General features: G+C 72.7%; 19 protein-coding genes. 11 read left to right on the plus strand and 8 right to left on the minus strand.

Going from position 1 to position 21,587, the window contains the following annotated elements; all coding sequences use genetic code 11:
- Window positions 1–101 precede the first annotated feature (101 nt).
- Complete coding sequence (locus ABFX81_RS11395) at window positions 102–701, plus strand: DUF3043 domain-containing protein (protein ID WP_086848275.1); 600 nt, start codon at window positions 102–104, stop codon at window positions 699–701.
- Window positions 702–784: 83 nt separating this feature from the next.
- Window positions 785–1,486, plus strand: a complete 702-nt coding sequence (locus ABFX81_RS11400) for a methyltransferase domain-containing protein (RefSeq protein ID WP_086848273.1) — start codon at window positions 785–787, stop codon at window positions 1,484–1,486.
- 52 nt (window positions 1,487–1,538) lie between these two features.
- Here ABFX81_RS11400 and ABFX81_RS11405 read toward each other — a convergent pair whose 3' ends face one another.
- The gene (locus ABFX81_RS11405; RefSeq protein WP_010037201.1) at window positions 1,539–1,751 is read right to left on the minus strand and encodes a hypothetical protein; all 213 of its coding nucleotides are present in this window, start codon (window positions 1,749–1,751) and stop codon (window positions 1,539–1,541) included.
- Window positions 1,752–2,000: 249 nt separating this feature from the next.
- Here ABFX81_RS11405 and ABFX81_RS11410 point away from each other — a divergent pair, with 249 nt between their 5' ends.
- Window positions 2,001–3,200, plus strand: coding sequence for a bifunctional adenosylcobinamide kinase/adenosylcobinamide-phosphate guanylyltransferase (locus tag ABFX81_RS11410; RefSeq protein WP_086848286.1), 1,200 nt, complete (start codon window positions 2,001–2,003; stop codon window positions 3,198–3,200).
- A 28-nt stretch (window positions 3,201–3,228) separates the two neighbouring features.
- On the opposite strand, the gene ABFX81_RS11415 is transcribed toward ABFX81_RS11410, so the two are convergent.
- A complete protein-coding gene (locus ABFX81_RS11415; RefSeq protein WP_346138002.1) occupies window positions 3,229–4,296 on the minus strand; it encodes a class I SAM-dependent methyltransferase in 1,068 nt (355 codons plus the stop codon).
- Between the two features lie 171 nt (window positions 4,297–4,467).
- Between ABFX81_RS11415 and cobT the strand changes: the two genes are divergently transcribed.
- Complete coding sequence (cobT, locus tag ABFX81_RS11420) at window positions 4,468–5,586, plus strand: nicotinate-nucleotide--dimethylbenzimidazole phosphoribosyltransferase (RefSeq protein WP_086853405.1); 1,119 nt, start codon at window positions 4,468–4,470, stop codon at window positions 5,584–5,586.
- Between the two features lie 744 nt (window positions 5,587–6,330).
- On the opposite strand, the gene ABFX81_RS11430 is transcribed toward cobT, so the two are convergent.
- Entirely contained in the window at window positions 6,331–7,095 is a 765-nt protein-coding gene (locus ABFX81_RS11430) for a hypothetical protein (protein WP_086853404.1), read from the minus strand.
- A 60-nt stretch (window positions 7,096–7,155) separates the two neighbouring features.
- Here ABFX81_RS11430 and ABFX81_RS11435 point away from each other — a divergent pair, with 60 nt between their 5' ends.
- Together ABFX81_RS11435 and ABFX81_RS11440 are read left to right on the plus strand one after the other, a co-directional pair.
- Entirely contained in the window at window positions 7,156–7,938 is a 783-nt protein-coding gene (locus ABFX81_RS11435) for an adenosylcobinamide-GDP ribazoletransferase (RefSeq protein WP_086853403.1), read from the plus strand.
- A gap of 77 nt (window positions 7,939–8,015) precedes the next feature.
- Complete coding sequence (locus ABFX81_RS11440; protein WP_346138003.1) at window positions 8,016–8,627, plus strand: RDD family protein; 612 nt, start codon at window positions 8,016–8,018, stop codon at window positions 8,625–8,627.
- On the opposite strand, the gene ABFX81_RS11445 is transcribed toward ABFX81_RS11440, so the two are convergent.
- The 5 genes from ABFX81_RS11445 to ABFX81_RS11465 all read right to left on the minus strand — a co-directional run bounded on the left by ABFX81_RS11445 (window position 8,587) and on the right by ABFX81_RS11465 (window position 15,217).
- Window positions 8,587–9,363: an endo alpha-1,4 polygalactosaminidase gene (locus ABFX81_RS11445; RefSeq protein ID WP_086850443.1), complete on the minus strand. Its 777-nt coding sequence runs from the start codon at window positions 9,361–9,363 to the stop codon at window positions 8,587–8,589. The genes ABFX81_RS11440 and ABFX81_RS11445 overlap by 41 nt on opposite strands.
- Window positions 9,360–10,019: a spherulation-specific family 4 protein gene (locus ABFX81_RS11450; RefSeq protein WP_086850444.1), complete on the minus strand. Its 660-nt coding sequence runs from the start codon at window positions 10,017–10,019 to the stop codon at window positions 9,360–9,362. Before ABFX81_RS11450 ends, ABFX81_RS11445 begins: the two co-directional genes overlap by 4 nt.
- On the minus strand, window positions 10,016–11,530 hold the full coding sequence (locus tag ABFX81_RS11455) for a hypothetical protein (protein ID WP_086850445.1): 1,515 nt from the start codon (window positions 11,528–11,530) through the stop codon (window positions 10,016–10,018). The genes ABFX81_RS11450 and ABFX81_RS11455 overlap by 4 nt, the downstream gene beginning before the upstream one ends.
- Window positions 11,527–13,050, minus strand: a complete 1,524-nt coding sequence (gene pelF / locus ABFX81_RS11460; RefSeq protein ID WP_086850446.1) for a GT4 family glycosyltransferase PelF — start codon at window positions 13,048–13,050, stop codon at window positions 11,527–11,529. The genes ABFX81_RS11455 and pelF overlap by 4 nt, the downstream gene beginning before the upstream one ends.
- A gap of 133 nt (window positions 13,051–13,183) precedes the next feature.
- Entirely contained in the window at window positions 13,184–15,217 is a 2,034-nt protein-coding gene (locus ABFX81_RS11465) for a hypothetical protein (RefSeq protein WP_086850447.1), read from the minus strand.
- Window positions 15,218–15,273: 56 nt separating this feature from the next.
- Here ABFX81_RS11465 and ABFX81_RS11470 point away from each other — a divergent pair, with 56 nt between their 5' ends.
- The 5 genes from ABFX81_RS11470 to ABFX81_RS11490 all read left to right on the plus strand — a co-directional run bounded on the left by ABFX81_RS11470 (window position 15,274) and on the right by ABFX81_RS11490 (window position 21,468).
- Window positions 15,274–15,399: a hypothetical protein gene (locus ABFX81_RS11470; RefSeq protein WP_346138004.1), complete on the plus strand. Its 126-nt coding sequence runs from the start codon at window positions 15,274–15,276 to the stop codon at window positions 15,397–15,399.
- A gap of 164 nt (window positions 15,400–15,563) precedes the next feature.
- Complete coding sequence (locus tag ABFX81_RS11475; RefSeq protein ID WP_086850448.1) at window positions 15,564–17,090, plus strand: leucyl aminopeptidase; 1,527 nt, start codon at window positions 15,564–15,566, stop codon at window positions 17,088–17,090.
- Between the two features lie 260 nt (window positions 17,091–17,350).
- On the plus strand, window positions 17,351–18,739 hold the full coding sequence (gene lpdA / locus ABFX81_RS11480; protein WP_086850449.1) for a dihydrolipoyl dehydrogenase: 1,389 nt from the start codon (window positions 17,351–17,353) through the stop codon (window positions 18,737–18,739).
- A 62-nt stretch (window positions 18,740–18,801) separates the two neighbouring features.
- Entirely contained in the window at window positions 18,802–20,592 is a 1,791-nt protein-coding gene (sucB, locus tag ABFX81_RS11485; protein WP_346138005.1) for a 2-oxoglutarate dehydrogenase, E2 component, dihydrolipoamide succinyltransferase, read from the plus strand.
- Between the two features lie 252 nt (window positions 20,593–20,844).
- On the plus strand, window positions 20,845–21,468 hold the full coding sequence (locus ABFX81_RS11490) for an FCD domain-containing protein (protein ID WP_086853254.1): 624 nt from the start codon (window positions 20,845–20,847) through the stop codon (window positions 21,466–21,468).
- Window positions 21,469–21,587: the final 119 nt, after the last annotated feature.

A 21,587-nucleotide genomic window follows, 5' to 3' on the forward strand; every position in this document is an offset into this window, starting at 1 on the left:
TACACAACGTCCCCTCTGTCCCCTTACAGACGACTGGTGTTGCCGGATCGTTCCCCGCGGGACTGGGGTCCATGCCCGGGAAGCCCTTACCCTTGGGTTTTGTGTTCCGTAGCCGTTCGAAGGATGAGAAGGCCCAGGCCGCCGACAAGGCGCCGGTGAACTTCTCCAAGCAGCCCCGCGACCCGCAGGCCCCGAAGGGCAGGCCCACGCCCAAGCGCAGTGAGGCCCAGTCCCAGCGCCGCAGCGTCGCCAACACGTCGATGACGCGGAAGGAGGCTGCCAAGCGGCAGCGCGAGGAGCGCCGCAGCGCGCTGGAGCGCCAGCGCCAGGCGCTGGCGAGCGGCGACGAGCGCTACCTGCCCGCGCGTGACAAGGGACCGGTCCGCCGGTTCGCGCGCGACTTCGTCGACTCGCGGTTCAACATCGCGGAGTTCTTCCTGCCGATGGCCGTGGTCATCCTCGTGCTGAGCATGGTGCGGGTGGCGGCGCTCCAGAACATCGCGCTGCTGCTGTGGCTCGTGGTGATCGTGCTGATCGTGCTCGACTCGTTCGTCACGGCGTTCCGCCTGAAGAAGCAGCTCAACGAGCGCTTCGCGGGCGAGAACAAGCGCGGCGCGGTCGCCTACGCGCTGATGCGCTCTCTCCAGATGCGCCGGCTCCGGCTGCCGAAGCCGCAGGTCAAGCGCGGAGAGCGGCCCTGACCGCGACGTCGTTCTCCGGGGGCGCGGCGGATGCCTGGCTGGACAAGCTGGGCGGGCTGCGCGATGTCGTCCGGCAGGAGCTGGTGGCCCGGCAGCTGGACGAACAGATCATCGGGCGTTTCCCGGTCGGCAAGCGGCTGCGGGTGCTCGACGTGGGCATGGGCCAGGGCACACAGGCGCTGCGGCTGGCCCGGGCCGGGCACCAGGTGACCGGTCTGGAGCAGGACGCGACGATGATCGCCGTGGCCCGGGAGTCCCTCGCCGGGGAGCCGGAGGGCATCCGGGAGCGGATGCGGATCATCGAGGGCGACGGCCGGGACACCGGCGTGCACTTCCTGCCGGGCAGTTTCGACGTGGTGCTGTGCCACGGCGTCCTGATGTACGTGGAGGAGCCCGACCCGCTGCTGGCGGGCCTGGCCCGGATGCTCGCGCCCGGCGGGCTGCTCTCCCTGCTCGTGCGCAACGGGGACGCGCTCGCGATACGGCCGGGGCTGTCCGGCGACTGGGCGGGCGCGCTGGCCGCCTTCGACACGACCGCCTACTGCAACCGCCTGGGGCTGGACGTGAGGGCCGACCGGCTGAAGGACCTGACGGCGACGCTCGCCGGGATCGGGGCGCCGCTGCACGCCTGGTACGGGGTGCGCGTGTTCACGGACACGGCTGCGGACGGCGCCGAGGTCCCGTCCGACGTGGAGACGCTGCTCGCGGTGGAGGAGAAGGCCGGGCGGACGGATCCGTACCGCGGGGTGGCGGCGCTGCTGCACCTGTGCGGCGTACGGGGCTGACCGCCGGCCGGCGGAGTGGGCGGGGGCCGTCAGCCGGCCCCCGCCCCGGGGCTCACGCGTCGGCCGCGTGCAGGCTCATCGGCCCGTAGATCTCCGTGGCGTCCTCGAACAGCCGCACCTGGTCGGCACCGCCTTCCAGCAGGGCCTTCCAGTGCTCCCCGATCCAGGACTCGGCGTCCCCCTGGGTGGGGAACTCCTCCGGCGGCACCGCGGGCTGGACCTCCGTCCCGTCGGTCTTCTCGAACCGCCACGTCCATGCCGCCATGTACGCCTCCCATGTGTGTGAGCACACTGCACAGCGAAAAGCCGGATCTTGGTCCGGCTCCCGCCCCGAGCCTATGCGCTCCGCTGGGGTGGGCGGGATATGTGGTCGGGTGTGCAGGTCAGTGGGTGCGTGCGGGTCGTGGTGGGCTGGGCGCGCCCGCGCGGCGGAGCCGCATATATCGATACGGCCCGCGCCCCTCAGGGGCGTCTCCAGCACGCATGACACATGGTGGCGGGCGAGAATCGGGGCGTGGAACTGACTCTGCTCGGCACCGGCGCCCCCGCGGGACTCCCCCGCCCCGACTGTCCCTGCGCGGCCTGTGCGGCTGCCCTCGGCCCGGACGCGCGGGCGGCCACCGCGCTGCTCCTGGACGGGGCGCTGCTGCTCGACCTGACGCCCGGAGCCGCGTTCGCGGCGGCGCGCGCGGGCCGTTCCCTGACCGGCGTACGGCAGGTGCTGCTGTCCCATCCGCACGACGGGCCGGCGGTCGAGGTGCCGGCCGGGCTGCCGCAACCCGGACGAGTGCCGGACGGACGGGAGTTGACGCTGCTGACGGGGCACCGGGTGCGGGCGGTGGCGCTGGACGCGCCGGGCACGGGGTACGCGGTGACCGGCCCGGAGGGGCAGCGGCTGCTGTACCTGCCGCCGGGCGGGGCGCCGGCGGGGCTGGAGGAGCCGGCGGAGTCGTACGACATGGTGCTCGCGGACGTCGTGGGGCGGCCGGACGCGTTGGCGAAGCTGCGGGCGGTCGGTGCGGTGGGGGCGACGACCGATGTGGTCGCCGTCCATCTGGACCACGACGTGCCGCCGGGGCCGGAGCTCGGGCGGCGGCTCGCGGCGGCCGGGGCGCGGGCCGTCCCGGACGGGACGACGCTGGCGGTGGGGGTGTACGAGGACGTGCCGGACGTGCCGCGGCGGACGCTGGTGCTGGGCGGGGCGCGGTCGGGCAAGTCGGTGGAGGCCGAACGGAGGCTGGAGGCCTTCCCGGACGTGCTGTACGTGGCGACGGGCGGGTCGCGCAACGGGGACACCGAGTGGTCGGCGCGGGTGGCCGCGCACCGGGACCGGCGGCCGGGGTCGTGGCGGACGGCCGAGACGTGCGATCTGGTGCCGCTGCTGGAGGCGGAGGGGCCGCCGTTGCTCATCGACTGTCTGTCGTTGTGGCTGACGGATGCGATGGATGCCGCCGGGGCGTGGGACGACGCGGTGTGGGCGGAGCGGGGGGAGAAGGCGTTGCGGGAGCGGGTGCGGGAGTTGACGGAGGCGGTGCGCTCCACTCGGCGGACCGTTGTCGCCGTGTCGAACGAGGTGGGGTCGGGGATCGTGCCGTCGACTGCGTCGGGGCGGCGGTACCGGGACGAACTCGGGCGGTTGAACGCGGGGTTCGCGGACGAGTGTGAGCATGTGCTGTTGGTGGTGGCGGGGCAGGCCGTGGTGCTGCGGGGGTAACCGGTGCCGGGGACACGCCCTGGGACGACTACGACTGCCCGCAGCCCGGCTGGGTCGGTTTGCGGGCGATCAAGCGGTACGTGTTCGCGAAGCGGGTGCGGCGGGTCAGTGGGGCGATGAGGTGGTCTGCCAGCGCCGCCAGGGCCACCAAGGGGATACCGGCTCGAAGCAGGGCCTCGCGGAGGTGTTGCTGGGCCATGGGTGGGGGGATCGCTCGCCAGGGGGTGTCGGGGGCGGGGAGGGCGTGGGAGAGGGCCAGGGCCGTGGCGCCGGAGAGGTCGTGGGGAATGTGGACGGGGCGGTGGTCCAGGAGCGCGATCGTGCAGCCGGCCGCCTCCAGTTCCGCGCGGAGGTTCTGCGGGGGGAGCAGGTGCAGGTGGCGGGGCTGGTCGTAGGCGAGCCACCAGCGGCCCAGTAGCGCGGCGTACACGCTGCGGGGAGTCAGGGTCTCGATGAGCAGGTGGCCGCCGGGGCGCAGGACTTCGAGGGCGGCGTGGAGCTCCGCGCGGGGGTCGGGGACGCCCTCCAGGTGGTGGAGCATGCTGACCACGTCGTAGCGGGCGCGCAGTGGAGCCGAGATCCGGGGGTCCGTCAGGCGGCCCACGTGGGCCTCCTCGACGCGGTCGGCAGAGCGGGCGCGGACCACGCGCGGGGTGCGGTCGAGGCCGTCGAAAGAGGTGTAGGGGAAGAACTCCCGGGCCGTGGCGGGGAAGCGGGCGTGGCCCGTCCCCACGTCCAGCCAGCTCTCCGGCTCCCCGAAGCGGAGCATCGCGCGGGCGGCCGAGCGGTGGCGGAGCCGGCTGCCGCGCAGCGCGAGGAGGGTGTCGGCCGCAACGTCCCTGGGCGCTCCGCGCACCGTCCGGTGGTAGAGCGCGAGGCCCTCGAACGTGAGGCGGGGGTTCTGGAAGGTGTGGCCGCAGTCCCGGCACTCGTCGACGGTGAAGCTGCCCGGCTTGTACTGCCGCAGGTCACCGGTGCGCAGCCGGTTCCGCAGCCGGGCCGAGCCGCACCAGGGGCAGTCCTCTCGGCGCGGCTCGTGCGCCGGTGTCGTCGCTTGGGGTGAGGGAGGTGCGGAGGGGGCGGGATGTGCGGTCATGGGCGGCTCCCGGGCGCGAAGGCGTACGGCAGGGACGTCCGACGAACGACGTATGACAATCCGCTGCAAACCGGAACGTATGGGATGCCGATCCGGGGTGCAACGACGTCGCCGCCGCGGAGTCGTGATGTGGCGCCCTGCTGTTCGAGCGGTGCCGGTACTGTTCGGCGAATGAGCTCGCTTAATCTCGACGACTTCACCGATCTGATCGAGCGTCCGGACGGCGGGGTACGCCGTGACGCCGAGGCGCGCCGGGAGCGGCAGATCGTGCCGCCCGGGTCGCTGGGCCGCCTGGACGACCTGGGTGAGTGGCTGGCGGCGGCGCAGTCCGCCGTGCCGGTGCGGCCGATCGAACGGCCGCGGGTGGTGCTCTTCGCCGGTGACCACGGCGTCGCCGAGCTGGGCGTCTCGGCCCGGCCCGCGGGCGGCGCCGGGGAGTTGGTGCGGGAGGTGCTGGAGGGCGGCCGGCCCGTGTCGGTGCTGGCGCGGCGGCTGGGCGTGCCGGTGCGGATCGTCGACATGGCCCTGGACTGCGACCCGGAGGCCCTGCCCGAGGACGTCGTACGGCACCGGGTGCGGCGCGGCAGCGGGCGCATCGACGTCGAGGACGCGCTGACCCTCCAGGAGGCCGAGGCGGCGTTCCGGGCCGGGGTCGCGGTGGCCGACGAGGAGGCCGACTCCGGTACGGATCTGGTGGTGCTCGGCGATGTGAGCGTCGGCGGGACCACGGCGGCGGGCGTGCTGGTCGCGGCGCTGTGCGGGGTCGACGCGTCCGTCGTCACCGGCCGGGGCGGGCTGGCGATCGACGACCTGGCGTGGATGCGCAAGTGCGCGGCGATCCGCGACGCGCTGCGCCGGGCCAGGCCGGTGCTCGGGGACCAGTTGCAGCTGCTGGCGACGGTGGGCGGGGCCGACCTCGCCGCGATGACGGGCTTCCTGCTGCAGAGCGCGGTGCGGAAGATGCCCGTGGTGCTCGACGGGGTCGTGACGGCCGCGTGCGCGCTGGTCGGCCAGCGGATCGCGTTCCGGGCGCCGGACTGGTGGCTGGCCGCGCACGACAGCGGCGAGCCCGGGCAGGCCAAGGCGCTGGACCGGATGGCCCTGGAACCTCTGCTGACCCAGGGCGTGACCGTCGGCGAGGGCGCGGGCGGTCTGCTCGCGCTCCCCCTGGTGCAGGCCGCGGCCGCGCTGGCGGCGGAGCTGCCCGAGCAGCCGAAGGAGTCCGAGGCACTGGAGAGTGCCGAGGCCCCTGAGGTCCCGGAGGCTTCTGAGGTTCCCTCCGAGCAGTAGCGTTCCGGGAGATCCAGGTCACGCACACCTGGCTCAACTTCGTCCCCCTCCGGTCGGTCTTCGCCCATGTACCGACACCGGACGAGGACGACCCGATGACCACGCTCGCCCGCTGGGCCCGCGCCGAATGGGGGCCGCTGTACGCGGCCGTGCGCGGGCCACTGTGCGAACGGCGCCTGCGCGCCGTGCCGATGGCCATCGCGGCCGTGTGCCTCACGGCCGCGCTGCACTTCGCGCACAGCCGGCCGTGGGGCTACCGGTTCGTGCAGGACGTCGGTGCGGTACGGGCCGAGGACCCGCTGTGGCTCGCGCTCCTGCGGACGCCGCTGTCGCTCTTCGTGCCCGCGCTGGACCTGCCGGTGTGGGGCGCGCTGGCGCAGATCCTGCTGGTGTTCGGTGTCGCGGAGCTCTGCCTGGGGCGACGGCGGACGCTGCTCATGGCGTACCTCGCGACGCTCGCGGGGACGCTGTACGCCCGTCTGGGCGTCCGGCTGGGCCCGGACGTCCCGCTGGGGCTGCCCGCCGCGGACGCGCGGGTCGTGGACACCGGGCCGTCGGCGGCCGTCGTAGGGCTGGCCGTCTACCTGGGATGGCGCTACCGCGCCTACTTCACGGCGGTGGCGGTGATCGTGGCGATGGTGGCCGAGGTCGCCCTGAAGGAGAACCTGGCGGGCAAGGAGCATCTGGCGGCGATCGCGGCCGTGCTGGTGGTGTGCGCGGTCGGCGGGGTGCGCCGGCGGCGCGTCAGCGGTGTTCGAGGGACCGGGCCGGCTCGGGGTCGGGCGCGCCGCCGATCCAGTCCTGGAACGCGCGCCGGGGGCCCAGCCAGCGGCGGTCGTGGTGGTAGGCCCGCAGGCTGGACTTGGCGCGGGCGCGGGGGCGGCGCCGGTAGAAGCGCTTGGCCCAGTAGGAGCCGGGGCGGGCCAGTCGTACGGCACCGATCAGGGCGATGACGGGGACGATCACGCCGAAGACCGCGATGCGGGCTTTGCCCTTGAACAGGGCGATGAGGGCGAACACGAAGTTCACGACGACGTTCCCGATCACGGTGGCGCGGTTCTGCTCCTGGTCGTCCGAGAGGTCGTTGACGCCCAGGGGCGAGAAGCCGATCAGGAGCAGCCCGACGAGGGAGGCGGTGAGGACGACCATCTCGACGCTCTTGCGGCCGGCCTCGGTCCAGTAGACGTCGGCCAGGTGCAGGACCAGGGCGAACTCGTCGAGGACGAGGCCCGCGCCGATGCCGAAGATCACCGCGGCCAGCGCCGAGCCGAAGCCGTGCTGCCCTCCGGCCACCGCGCCGAAGCCGCCGACGATCGTCAGGATGACGCCGGGGACCACGTGGTGGATGTGGAGGCCACCGCTGCCGCTGACGTTGCGGAAGGGTCCCCTGCCCGCCCGGATGAGGCGGGTGATGCCCCGGGTGATCAGGAACGTCAGCACGAAGGAGACGAGGGCGAGGAGCAGCGGCAGCTTGCCGGGTTCGATGATGTTCCGCTCCAGCCATCCCATATGTGAACTTTATCCTCGGCCACCGCATCCGCTCTTCTGACCGGCCGGTAGCCTGCGCCGGTGCCCAGAACCTCGCCCCTCGACGGTCTCCGCTTCGCCTTCGGCACCCTCACGGTGTTCCCGGTCCGGGTGACCCGGTGGGACCGGGAGGCCGCGCGCGGCGGCATGCTGTGCGCTCCGCTGACCGGGCTCGCGATCGGAGCGGCCGCCGCCGCCGTCGGGCTGGTGCTGCTGTTCCTCGGTGCGGGCGGGCCGCTCGCCGCCGTGGCCACCGTCGCCGTCCCCGCCGCCCTGACCCGGGGACTGCACCTCGACGGGCTCGCGGACACCGCCGACGGGCTGGGCAGCGGGAAGCCCGCCGAGGACGCCCTGCGGATCATGAAGCAGTCGGACATCGGGCCGTTCGGGGTCATCACCCTCGTCCTCGCCCTGCTCGCGCAGGTCGCCGCGCTCGCCCAGGCCTACGACGCCTCCTGGGCCCGGGGCGCGTGCGCCGCCGTCGTCTCGGCGACGGTCGCCCGGCTGGCCCTGACCCTCGCGGCCCGGGCCGGGGTGCCTGCGGCGCGGCCGGAAGGGCTGGGGGCGGCGGTCGCGGGTGTGGTGCCGGTCCGCGGCGCGCTGCTCGCCGGCGTCGCCGTCACGGGCGCGGCCGCGGCGGTCGCCGCCGTCTTCGGACCGTACGACGTCGCCCGCACCGCGCTCGCGGTCCTGCTCTCCCTGGCCGCCGCCGAAGCACTCCTGCGGCACTGCACGCGCCGCTTCGGCGGCATCACCGGGGACGTGTTCGGCGGCCTCGCCGAGACGGCGGCGACCACGGCGCTGGTCGTTCTGTCACTGGGCTGAAACGATCTCCTCGTTCCCCTCCTGCCCGGGCAGCCCAGCCGCTAGCTTCCTGCCCCGAACAGACAAGTGATCGGGGGATGTTCACGCCGAAGCTGCGCCGTGCCGTGGCCTGGTCCGTCGACTTCGCGCTGGTGGTGGCGCTGGCCTCGGCGCTCGCGATGCTCACCTTCCACCGGGTCTCCGCGCTCGTCACCGACGTGCCCGAGCTCGCCACCCGCAGCGGACTCGAACTGCTGACCTCGCGCGGCGACGTGCTCGACGCCTCCCAGGACCTGGGGCTGAGGCTGTGGGACAAGTCGGTGCTGTACGTCGAGCAGGCCTTCGGGCTGCTGGTCCTGACGGTGTTCCTCTACCAGTGGGCGTGTCTGGCCCTGGCCGGGCGGACGGTCGGCAAGGGCCTGGCCGGGCTGAGGGTCACGCCGCGGCGGCCGCGCCGGGCGGCGCTGCGGGCCGCCGTCACCACCGTCGCGGACGTCGCCGTGTACGCGGTGGCCTGTGTGCTGCTGGTCGAGGGGCAGGTCATGCTGTCGGTGCTGGTGTGGGCGGTCGCGGTGGTGCTGTTCCTGCTGAACGCGCTGCCGGTCCTCTCCCCCGCCCGCCGGTCCCTCGCCGACCGGGTGGCGGGCACGGAGGTCACCGGGCTCGCGCTCAGCACTCCTGTCGCCACGCCCCTAGTTCGTGCTTCTTGAGCAGTGAACTCAGGCGTAGGCGGCGGGATTCGGCGCAGAAGCGGCCGGTGGGCACCTCGTACTCGACGTGGAAGACGGCCTTGCCCGCCTCGACGAACGGCTTCAGCGCCCCGCACTCGCCGTACTGGGCGCACTGTTCGTTGACCGCGAAGTCGAAGTCCCCGACCAGTTCCGGGATCTGGTCCAGGTCGTTCTTCAGGCCGACGGCCAGGCCCCTCTCGTGGGCCAGGCGGGCGATGAGGCGGTTGTAGCGGAGCTGGTCGGCGGCGGTCAGCGGGAAGCCCGTGTCGTTGCGGTAGCCGTCCATGTTGTCGGGCTCCACCGCGTCGAAGCCCTTGTCGCGGCACATGTCCATGCGGGCCGCCATGAGCGGCTCCAGGACGTCGGTGCGGCGGATGTCGAGCCAGCGTTCGCCCTCCCAGCCGTTGCCCCGGCCGAGGACCGCCTTCGGGAACTTCTCCGCGTCCGGTCGGAACTCCTCCCAGGCGCCCGTGGACAGATAGCAGATGACCTTGCGGTCCTCGCGGTGCAGCCGGGCGACGGTGGCCTCGGAGTGGTCGAAGCCGTCGATGTCGTAGACCGGCACGTCGACGGAGGTGTCCAGACGCCCGCTGAGCTGCCACTGCCAGGCCGTGCCGGGGCGGGGCTGCCAGCGGGGGCCGGGCTTGTCGTCGGGGCCCTGGGCGCAGCCCGCGAGCAGCAGGACGAGCAGGGCGGATAGCAGGGGGCGTCTCACGGGGCGTTCTCCGGGTTGTGCAGGGTGTACGGCAGTGTGCCCCAAGGATGATCTCCGGTGCCGGGCACCGCGCAGTGCACCGCCGCGCCCCGCTCCCGTGCCAGGCCCTCGGGGTCGGCGCCGGGCGGTACGCCGTACACCAGGTGGCACAGCCGCACCCCGCCGCCGCCCGGCCAGGGCTGGTCAGGCAGGGCCTGGTAGGAGGCCCAGGTGCCCTCGAAAGTGACGAGGACGTCGGCGATGCGAGCGTAGCAGGGGTGCGGTGCCGTGCCGTGGTTGAGGACGAGGGTGCCGCAGCCGACGCCCCAGGCGGCCACCGCCAGCCTCTGGTAGTGCTCGAACTGTTCGGGCCCTGCCGGGACCTGGTCGAGGAAGGCGCCGTCGGTGCCGTACCAGTCTCGGTGCCGGGTGAGGTCGCGGACGACGTCGGTGGCGGCGCGGCGGCCGTAGTCGGTGTCGGCGTACCCCAGCAACCGGACGCCCGCCGCCTTCAGCCGGCCGGCGACCTCGGCGAAGGCCGCGTCGGAGCGGTCGCCGGGGCCACTGGCCGGGTTGAGGACGACCCCGTAGAGGCGGGGCGCTGCGGCCAGGATCGCCTCCCATTCGGCGGGGCGGGCGGACGGGTGCTCGTAGTACGGGACCAGGAGAGTGCTCATCGGTGGGCGGTTGCCCTCCCCAGCAGCGCGCACACCAGGACGGCCTGGACGACGGCCGCCGCGCCGTACACGGCCAGGCCCGCCGTGTGCGGGTCGCCGGTGCGGGTGGCGATGAGCAGGGTCTGGACGAGTGCCGCGGCGCAGCACACCGCCGTCGCGCCGGTCACCGCGCCGAACGACTGGAGCAGCAGGCCGGTCCACAGGACCACGCCCAGCAGGAGCAGCCCGGCCAGCCGGACGCCGCCCGGGACCGGGGAGTGCGGCCACAGGAGGGAGGTGGTGAGGCTCAGCGCGAGCAGCGCGGCGAGGTAGGCGGCCAGGCACTGGGCGACGGTCAGGACCGTGGTGCGCCAGAAGTCCTGGGGAGTGCTGCTGGAGCGCAGTCCGGCGAGGCTGTCGCTGCGGAAGCGGTACAGCAGCCACTCGGCGGGGCCCATGCTGAGGGTGAGCGCCACGGCGGCTGGCGCGGCGACCGCGCTGTCCGTCTCCCCGGCGAGGACGTCGCCGAGCGCCGCGTACAGCACGAGGACGCCGGTGGCCAGCCCGAACAGGGCGTACGGCAGGGAGCCCGCGAGCCGGGGTCCGGCGGGGCGCCGGTGCGCGGGGGTGGTGCCGAACCCGCCGAAGGGCAGCAGGGCGACGAGGCCGGCGGTCCAGCCGCCCTCACCCGGTTCCTTGAGGGCGGGTGCCACTTCGCGGACGGCGAGGGCCGCGACCGCCGTCAGGGAACCCAGCAGCAGGGCCAGGCTCACGGCCTCGGGCAGCGGGTCGGCCAGGGACAGGACCGCGCCCATCGCCATCGGCGCGAGCGCGGCCAGCAGGAACCGTTCGCGGCCCATCACCAGCAGCACGGTCGCCGCCGCCAGGTAGCAGGACTGCCCGGCGGCGAAGGCGACCACGGCCGGGGCGGCGCCGCCCGCGAACGCCAGGGCGACCAGCGAGCCGAGGAGCGCGCCGGCCGGGGCGCCGAGCAGCAGGGCCCGCCGGGCGGCCGTCCGGTCGCCCAGGCCCAGCCAGGCGTACGCCCGGTGGGCGAGGCCCTGGTTCCACGTCCAGCCGCACAGGGCGCCGGCCAGGAGCGGGACCGTGCCCGCGGGGAGGCCGAAATCGCCGGGGCCCGTGAACAGGGGCGCGCCGAGGACGTAGGCGAGGCCGGGCAGGGCGAAGACGAGACCGCGCAGCAGGCAGCCGAGCAGGCCGATCCGCCAGGGGTCGTGGAGGGGGCCGTCGGGCTCGGGGTAGCGGCGCTCGACCCGCTCGTAGAGGGTCTCGGCGAGCGCGAAGGAGTTCTTCACGCCGTACCGTTCGCGTATCCGGTCGTCGGAGAGGCCGTCGGACTCCAGGAGCGCGGCTATCTCGTCCGGGTGGACGGCAGCGGCTATGAAGTCCTCCAGCCGGACGGCGAGTTCGTCGACCGGGTCGGGCTGGGCCCAGCTCGGAGTGCGCTGCCGGGGAATGCCGGGGAGGGTGTCCGGGCGGGAGCCCGGGGGCAGCCAGACGCTTCCGCTCACCAGCCGGCCCCGTCCGTCGCGACGGCCGCGTACCAGGGGTCGCGCAGTTCCAGGGTCCAGTCGGCGACGGTCTCCAGCGTCGGCTCGTACACCTCGTCCCCGCCCGCGAGTTCCTTGTAGATGGTGCGGAAGGCGTCCACCGAGCGGCGCAGCGTGAACCGGTCGATGACGCGCTGGCGCGACAACCGGCCGAGTTCCAGGCGCCGTTCGTCGTCCTTGAGCAGGGTCAGCGCGGCGGCGGCCATCTTCTCCGGCTCGCGCGGGGGCACCACGAGGCCGGTGTCGCCGACGGCCTCACGCACTCCGCCGACGTCCGTCGACACGGTCGTACGGCCGCACGACATGGCCTCGATGATGGAGAACGGGAAGCCCTCGGAGATCGACGACAGCATGACGAGGTGCCCGGCCGCGTAGGCCCGCCAGACCTCGGTGATGCGGCCCTCGAAGGTCAGGCCGTCGGTGACGCCCAGCTCTGCGGCGAGCTTCTCAAGACGGGTGCGGTAGGCCTCGCCGCCGGGCGGGACCGGACCGAAGAGCCGCAGCCGGGTCGCCGGGATCTCGGCGCGCACCATCGCGTAGGCGCGGATCAGGGTCTCCAGGTCCTTGATGGGGTCGATCCGGCCGCACCAGGACAGGGTGGGGACCCCCGGCTCGGGGCCGGCGTGCGGGAAGGCGGCCGGGTCGACGCCGTTGTAGACGGTGCGGATCCTGTCGGCGTCGGCGCCGCCGCGCTCCTCCCAGCGGCGGTTGTACTGGTTGCACGGCGTGATCAGGTCGGCGGCACGGTAGCCGTAGGAGTTCAGCTCCCGGTAGAAGCCCAGCATGAACGCCTTCACGGGCCAGCGCTGGGCGTCACGGCGGTAGCCGAGGTAGCGCTCGCGCAGGTAGATGCCGTGCTCGGTGAGCAGGAACGGCACGCCGTCCAGGTGGCGGGCGGCGAGCGCGGGCAGGGTGGCGAGGCCGCTGCTGACGGCGTGCGCGACGGACTCCTCGGGGATGCGGACGCCGAGTGGGCGCAGGGCGTGTTCCAGCAGGTCGGTAGCGGTCAGCGCGTCGTGCACGGTGGGGCGGGCGGCGGCCGTCGGCAGGTGCGGCATCGTCCATATCCACATCAGCGACCGCAGCGCCGACTCGGTGCGCAGGGCCGCCGGCAGGCGTCCGTCCCGGGCGAGTTCGGCCAGCTCGTTCAGGGACTCGCCGAAGTCGGCGTGCGAGCCGGGGTCGAGGAAGGAGAGCAGGAAACGCTCGTAGGTCTCGGTGAAGCGGCGGCGGGCCCTGCCGTACGGGGGCCTTCTGCGGCCGGGGCGCGGGCCCCAGGTGGGGACCGGGGTGTGCGCGTAGACGTTGGGCGGCAGCTCCCAGGTGACGGGTTCGCGGCCGCTGCCGGTGAGCGAGACGAGGTGGAAGTCGACCTCGGGCATGCCCTTGACGAGCTGGTCGCACCAGGTGCTGACGCCGCCGTGGACGTGTGGGTAGGTGCCTTCCGTGAGCATGGTGACATGACGGCCTGTTCGCCTCATGCGTGTTTCCCCCTGTGTTGCGGATGGTGTGCGGGGAACTGCTTGCCCGGATGCCGAGTGCGGCTTCGTGTGGGCTGGTCGCGCCCCCGCGGCGGAGCCGCATATCAAATACGGCCCCGCGCCCCTAAAGGCTCTAGGGCAGCTTCAGTGTCAGAGCCGACTGGAGTGCTGCCGGGGTCGTCCAGGCCGAGCGGGACCCCGCGTACGGCGTGCCGAACGCGCTGGTGCCCAGCAGCAGTTGCTTCTGCGTGCCGTCGGGCGCGGTCACCGGGATCTGGGTGCCTGACGGTGCCGTGACCGTGACCGTGTTGCCGATGCGGTACGCCGTGACACGGCCGTTGGCCAGGGCCGTCTGCCAGGCGGCGCGGCGCTGCACCTCGGTGCCGATGGCGCTGTGCCGGGGGTTCTCCAGCGGGGTGTTGTCGGCGAACAGGGCCCGGTAGTCGTCCAGCACCTTCTCCATGACCGGGTAGAGCAGCCGGTCCTCGGCCAGGTTGGACTGGTGCGCGTAGTGCGGCCGGGGGTCGCCGGCGAGGACGTGTCCGAGGGCGGTGCGCGCCTCCTGCGGGACGATGTGCTCGGCGTAGCCGGTGGCGGGGTCGAGCGGCTCGTCGAGGCAGGTCGAGGTGGGGTTGTCCTCGCAGACGCCGCTGCCGCCGTCGGCCCGCGAGGTGTAGACCCAGTTGTACTCGTCGGCCATCTCGGCCGCCGTGCCCACGTTGTAGTACACGTTCATCGGGTGGCGCGGGACGGTGCGGGCGTTGCCGATCGCGCGCTGCTCGGGCTCGCGGGAGTTGTCCGAGGCGACCCACCTGACGCCGGTGTCGGCGAGCGCGCCGGCCAGGTTGGGGTTGTCGGCGGGCTGCTGCGGCAGCGTCTTCAGGCCCGAGTGCTCACCGGTGACCAGTTCCGTGCGGTCGACGGGAAGGCCCTTGTTCACGGCCCAGGCGTGGTTGTCGCGGATCTGCGCGGCGATCTCGGCGCGGCTCATGTACTTGGTCGAGCCGTCGGCGTTCTTCGCGCAGCTCCACGGCACGGTGGAGGTGTCCTGTACGCAGCCGAGGAAGGGGTGCGTGTAGGTGTGGTTGACCCAGCGGTACTGCGCCTTGTCGGCGAGCAGCCGGTCGGTCAGCGCGTCGGTCCCGCCGTGCTCGGTCTTCCACTCCTCGCCGGAGCCGGCGTTGTAGACCATGTCCATGGTGAAGCCGTGTTCGCGCTGCCACTGGGCGGCGTGGGCGGCGTCGTCCGCGGTCATGCGGATCGGCGTGGTGCCCTCGCCGTCGCCGCCCGCGCAGTCGAAGTCGCCCGGGGTGCAGTCGCGCTCGGTGTCCCAGCGGCTGTCCGGGGCGAACACGTCGTCGACGTGCACGGCGAAGGAGTTGCGGGTCCGGCCCAGGTGCACGCCCTGGGTGAGCCACTCGACGATGCCCCGGGCCAGCAGCCGGAACTGCTGCTGGTTGCCGTTGTAGGCGAAGGTCACGACGAGTTCGCGGCGGCCGTCGTGGGCGTACTCGCCGACGAGGCTGCCGCGGCCGGTGCCGCCGGGCACGGGGATGTCGACGTAGCTGGTGAAGCCGGCGCGGGGCCGGGCCACGTAGCCGTAACTCTCTTGAACGGACGCCGAGTTGTCCTCGAAGCGGAACGCGCCGTCGAGATAGCCGAACCAGCCCGCCTTCCCGGCCGCCGTGACGGATGCCTCGCGCCCGTCGAGAGTGCCCGCCCAGCCACCCTCGCTGGTGTAGTCGAGGCCGACCTCCGGGTGTGCCCACGTGTAGGCGTCGACCTGTGGGATGCCGTACGTCCGCTCGTAGGTCTCCAGGGCGGTCTGCTCGGCGGAGCCCGCGCCGAACGGGGATTCGTTCGGCAGGACGACGCCCTGGTACTTGGCGCGGGGGCGGCCGTCGACCGTGTCGCTCAGGAACGACTCGGTGATCTTCGGCCGGTCCGCGTCGTTCAGGTCGACGGTCGTGTACGGGACGCCCGTGCTCTTCAGCTGGGCGGTGACGGCCCGGACGGAGCTGTCGCCGTTGTCCACCACCAGCACCTTCAGATCGATGCGTGGTGCCTCCGCGGCCGCCGCCCCCGGCGCCACCGCCCCGGCCGTGATCATGCCCGCCGCCGTCACCGCGGCGGCCGTGTTTCTCCACCTGCGCGCACGCTGCGCCATGGTTCCTCCCCCTGAAGATCCCAGAGATCCCCTTGCGGTCGAACAGAGGAGGATCCGTGGAAATCATGCAAAGCGGCGAGCAGGGCGCTCACCGGATCCCGACGAGTGTGACTCAGTTCACCGACATGGAGGATCAAGAAATGGCCACTACGCCACTGTCAGGTGAACGCCCGCAGGAATGAGCGAACACGGCCACGCGCGTAGTCTCGTCGTCGAGTGTTCGCCGCACCGGGGAAGGCCCCGCGATACCCGAACCCTGAGGTCGCAATAGGGTCGGCTGTCGGGCCCGGTCGACCCACACCGTTCGACCACAGCAACTTCACATCGGAAGCGAGATTTCACCACCGTGACTGCTCTCACTCTCAGCACCGCCGCGGCGCCCGGTCTGCGGGCCGACGCCATCGTGATCGGTGTCGCCAAGGGTGCCAAGGGGCCGGTCGTCGCACCGGGCGCCGAGGCCGTGGACAAGGCGTACGACGGCAGGCTCGCCGGCGTTCTGGAGACCCTCGGCGCCTCCGGTGCCGAGGGCGAGGTGACGAAGCTGCCGGCACCGTCGGGCTTCAAGGCACCGCTCGTGCTGGCGGTGGGCCTCGGCCCGGTGCCCGAGAAGGACACCGCCTACGACTCCGAGGCCCTGCGCAAGGCCGCCGGCATCGCCGCCCGCGCCCTGACCGGGTCCAAGAAGGCCGCCTTCGCCCTCCCCCTGACCGACGCCGCCGACGCCGGCGCGATCGGAGAGGGCGCGCTGCTCGGCGCCTACTCCTTCGACGCCTACAAGGACAACGGCAAGGACCCCAAGGCGAAGAACGGCAAGGCCCCCCTCGCCGAGGTCGCCCTGCTCGGCGGCAAGCCACGCGACAAGGCGTACAAGGCCGCCGTCGAGCGTGCCGTCGCCGTGTCCGAGGAGCTCAACCGCGCCCGCGACCTGGTCAACACGCCGCCGAACGACCTGAACCCCGAGTCGTTCGCCGCGATCGCCCAGGCCGCGGCCAAGGAGCACGGCATCAAGGTGCAGGTGCTCGACGTGAAGGCCCTGGAGAAGGGCGGCTACGGCGGCATCCTCGGCGTCGGGGCGGGCTCGGCGGCCGGTCCGCGCCTGGTGAAGCTGTCGTACACCTCCTCCAAGGCGAAGAAGCACCTCGCCTTCGTCGGCAAGGGCATCACGTACGACTCGGGCGGCATCTCGCTGAAGCCGGCCGGTCACAACGAGACGATGAAGTGCGACATGAGCGGCGCGGCCGCCGTGTTCGCCGCGGTCGTCGCCGCCGCGCGCCTCGGCCTGGAGGTCAACGTCACCGGCTGGCTGGCCCTGGCCGAGAACATGCCCTCCGGTTCCGCGACCCGTCCGGGTGACGTGCTGCGGATGTACAGCGGCAAGACGGTGGAGGTGCTCAACACCGACGCGGAGGGCCGGCTGGTGCTGGCCGACGCCCTGTGGGCGGCGTCCCAGGAGAAGCCGGACGCCATCGTGGACGTCGCGACGCTGACCGGGGCGATGGTGCTGGCGCTGGGGAACCGGACGTTCGGGATCATGGGCAACGACGACGCCTTCCGCACGGCGCTGTACGAGGCCGCGGAGGAGGTCGGGGAGCCGGCGTGGCCGATGCCGATGCCGGAGCACCTGCGCAAGGGGATGGACTCGCCCACGGCCGACATCGCGAACATGGGTGAGCGGATGGGCGGCGGACTGGTCGCCGGTCTGTTCCTGCGCGAGTTCGTGGGCGAGGGCATCACCTGGGCGCACCTCGACATCGCCGGGCCGGCGTTCAACGAGGGCGGACCGTTCGGGTACACGCCGAAGGGCGGCACGGGCAGTGGCGTGCGGACGCTGGTCCGGCTCGCCGAGCTGACGGCCGCGGGTGATCTGGGCTGAGTCCCGCCTGAGAGCTCGCCTCTCGCCGGTTGTGCGGCGAGTGCGGGGGCGTGGGGGCTGTTCGCGCGGTTCCCCGCCCCCTGTTGCAACGTGGGGCGTCTCACACAGCAGCCCGGCGTCTCCTTCTGTGCTGACAAGTGCGAAGATGGGGCTCGGCAGGACAGGGCCCCACCGAAGGGCCGAAGAACGAGCGGCCGGACACCAGCCGCCTGCCGGTCAGTGAAGACCGGCGTACGGCGCACATGCATGGAGGACGTGACGTGGCGAACGACGCCAGCACCGTTTTCGACCTAGTGATCCTCGGCGGTGGCAGCGGTGGTTACGCCGCGGCCCTGCGCGGGGCACAGCTGGGCCTGGACGTCGCCCTGATCGAGAAGGACAAGGTCGGCGGCACCTGCCTGCACCGAGGATGCATCCCCACCAAGGCCCTGCTGCACGCGGGTGAGATCGCCGACCAGGCCCGCGAGAGCGAGCAGTTCGGTGTGAAGGCCACCCTCGAGGGCATCGACATCGCCGGCGTCCACAAGTACAAGGACGGCGTGATCGCCGGCCTCTACAAGGGGCTCCAGGGGCTCGTCGCCTCCCGCAAGGTGACCTACATCGAGGGTGAGGGACGGCTGTCCTCCCCGACCTCCGTCGACGTGAACGGCCGGCGCGTCCAGGGCCGCCACGTGCTCCTCGCGACCGGCTCCGTACCGAAGTCGCTGCCCGGTCTGGACATCGACGGCGACCGCATCATCTCCTCGGACCACGCCCTCGTCCTGGACCGCGTGCCGAAGTCCGCGATCATCCTCGGCGGCGGTGTCATCGGCGTCGAGTTCGCCTCCGCGTGGAAGTCCTTCGGCACCGACGTCACCATCGTCGAGGGCCTGAAGCACCTCGTCCCGGTCGAGGACGAGAACTCCTCCAAGCTTCTCGAGCGCGCGTTCCGCAAGCGCGGCATCAAGTTCAACCTGGGCACCTTCTTCGAGAAGGCCGAGTACACCCAGGACGGTGTCAAGGTCACCCTCGCCGACGGCAAGCAGTTCGAGGCCGAGATCCTGCTCGTCGCCATCGGCCGCGGCCCGGTCTCCCAGGGCCTGGGCTACGAGGAGCAGGGCGTCGCCATGGACCGCGGCTACGTCCTGGTCGACGAGTACATGCGCACCAACGTCCCGACCGTCTCCGCCGTCGGCGACCTGGTCCCGACCCTCCAGCTCGCGCACGTCGGCTTCGCCGAGGGCATCCTGGTGGCGGAGCGCCTGGCCGGCCTGAAGACCGTTCCGATCGACTACGACGGTGTCCCGCGGGTGACGTACTGCCACCCGGAGGTCGCCTCCGTCGGTATCACCGAGGCCAAGGCCAAGGAGATCTACGGCGCGGACAAGGTTGTCGCTCTGAAGTACAACCTCGCCGGCAACGGCCGGAGCAAGATCCTGAACACCGCGGGCGAGATCAAGCTCGTCCAGGTCAAGGACGGTGCCGTGGTCGGCGTCCACATGGTCGGCGACCGCATGGGCGAGCAGGTCGGCGAAGCCCAGCTGATCTACAACTGGGAGGCGCTGCCGGCCGAGGTCGCCCAGCTCATCCACGCGCACCCGACGCAGAGCGAGGCGCTCGGCGAGGCCCACCTGGCCCTGGCCGGCAAGCCCCTCCACTCGCACGACTGATCCCTCGGTCGACGAAGCGACGACACAGACTTCCGCACTTTCCGTAAGGAGCAACCGAAACCATGGCGGTTTCCGTAACCCTTCCGGCGCTCGGAGAGAGCGTCACCGAGGGCACTGTCACTCGCTGGCTGAAGGCCGAGGGTGAGCGCGTCGAGGCCGACGAGCCGCTGCTCGAGGTCTCGACCGACAAGGTCGACACCGAGATCCCCTCGCCCGCCGCCGGTGTCCTGGCGTCCATCAAGGTCGCCGAGGACGAGACCGTTGAGGTCGGCGCCGAGCTGGCCGTCATCGACGACGGCACGGGCGCGCCCGCTGCCGCCCCGGCCCCGGCCGCCGAGCAGGTCGCCGAGCCCGCTCCCGAGCCGGCCGCGGCCGCCCCGTCCACCGAGCAGGCCGCCCCGGCGCCCGCTCCCACCGCCGACGCCGCCGCCGGTGGCGGCTCCGCCCAGGGCACGGACGTGGTCCTGCCCGCGCTGGGCGAGTCCGTCACCGAGGGCACCGTCACCCGCTGGCTGAAGTCGGTCGGTGACAGCGTCGAGGCCGACGAGCCGCTGCTCGAGGTCTCCACCGACAAGGTCGACACCGAGATCCCGGCGCCCGCCTCCGGCACGCTGCTGGAGATCGTGGTCGGCGAGGACGAGACCGCCGAGGTCGGCGCCAAGCTCGCCGTCATCGGCGAGGCGGGTGCCGCTCCGGCCGCCGCCCCGGCGCAGGAGGCCCCGGCCGCCCCGGCGCAGCCCGAGCCCACCCCGGCTCCTGCTCCGGCTCCGGCCCAGCCCGCCCCGGCCCCGCAGGCTCCGTCGGCCCCGGCTCCGCAGCAGCAGGTCACCCCGGCTCCCGACCCGGCGCCGGCCGCTCCTGCTCCCGCCCCGGCTCCGGCCCAGGCACCGGCCGCTCCGGCCGCCGCCCAGCCGGCCGACGACGGCGCCTACGTCACCCCGCTGGTGCGCAAGCTCGCCGCCGAGCACGGCGTCGACCTGTCCACCGTCAAGGGCACCGGCGTCGGCGGCCGTATCCGCAAGCAGGACGTCATGTCCGCCGCCGAGGCCGCCAAGGCCGCCGCCGCTGCCCCGGCTCCGGCCGCGGCCGCTCCGGCCGCCGCCAAGAAGGCCCCCGTGCTGGAGGCGTCCCCGCTGCGCGGCCAGACCATCAAGATGCCGCGGATCCGCAAGGTCATCGGCGACAACATGGTCAAGGCCCTGCACGAGCAGGCCCAGCTGTCCTCGGTGGTCGAGGTCGACGTCACCCGCCTGATGAAGCTGCGCGGCCGGGCGAAGGACTCCTTCGCCGCCCGAGAGGGCGTCAAGCTCTCCCCGATGCCGTTCTTCGTCAAGGCCGCGGCCCAGGCGCTGAAGGCGCACGCGCCCATCAACGCCAAGATCAACGAGGCCGAGGGGACCATCACCTACTTCGACACCGAGAACATCGGTATCGCGGTGGACTCCGAGAAGGGCCTGATGACCCCGGTCATCAAGAACGCCGGTGACCTCAACCTCGCCGGTATCGCCAAGGCCACGGCCGAGCTGGCGGGCAAGGTCCGCGCCAACAAGATCACCCCGGACGAGCTGTCCGGCGCGACCTTCACCATCAGCAACACCGGGTCGCGCGGCGCGCTCTTCGACACGATCATCGTGCCGCCGGGCCAGGTGGCCATCCTCGGCATCGGCGCCACGGTCAAGCGCCCCGCCGTCATCGAGACGGAGGACGGCCCGGTCATCGGCGTCCGCGACATGACGTACCTGACCCTGTCCTACGACCACCGCCTGGTGGACGGCGCCGACGCGGCCCGTTACCTGACGGCGGTCAAGGCCATCCTGGAGGCGGGCGAGTTCGAGGTCGAGCTCGGCCTCTGACCTTCCTCACGGCTGTACGGTGCCCCGTCCGGATTTCCCGGGCGGGGCACCGTCGTACCTGAGGGGCGCGGGGAACTGCGCGATCAAGCACAAACGACCCGCGACCGCCCGAAGGCCGTCCGGCCCGAGCTCACACGCGTCACAGGCACCGTGTGCGCCTCATCTCACCTGCACGACAGCACCCTCGTCGGTCTCACCCACGGAGCGAACCGGCCGTATTGTCTAAACGTCAATCCCGCCTAAGGAGCCTTCATGACCGCGCCCGTCATCCACTCGCTGCGCGAGCAGATCCGCGAGCACATCCTGGAGGGGATCATCAGCGGACGCTGGCAGCCGGGTGAGCGGATCGTGGAGCGGCGCATCGCCACGGAGCTGGAAGTCAGCCAGACACCCGTACGCGAGGCCCTGCGCGAGCTGGAGTCCCTGCGCCTGATCGAGTCCGCTCCGAACAAGGGCGTCCGCGTACGGAACCTGACCGCCGCCGACCTGGAGGAGAGCTACCCGGTCCGGGCCGGTCTGGAGGCCATCGCGGCGGAGCTGGCGGCCCAGAACCTGTCGGAGGACTGCTCGGCCCTGGAGCCCCACGTCAGCGCCCTGTACGAGGCCGACCGCATGTCCGACGGCACGGCCCAGGTCCGTCACACCGTCGCCTTCCACCGCGAACTGGTCCGCGCGGCGGGCAACTCCGTCCTGCTGCACACCTGGGAAGGCCTCGGCATCGAGGTGTTCACGGCCCTGTCCATCCGCTGGCTGGGCACGCAGCAGCAGTCGTACGCCGAGGAGCATGAGGAGCTGGTTGCCGCCTTCAAGCGCCGCGACCCCCGGATCGCGGAACTCGTGAAGGCGCACGTCCTGGGCTGCGCGCCCCGGGCGTGACACCCGAGCACACACCCGCTCAAACGCCTCCGACCTGCGAAAACCCTTCGAAAACCCGTCACCGCGTGCCACCTCCGGAGGCACCCCGTGCCTACTTTCTCGTGATCAAGAGGTTTTGC

The sequence above is a fragment of the Streptomyces coeruleofuscus genome (assembly GCF_039532725.1).
Taxonomy (GTDB): domain Bacteria; phylum Actinomycetota; class Actinomycetes; order Streptomycetales; family Streptomycetaceae; genus Streptomyces; species Streptomyces coeruleofuscus.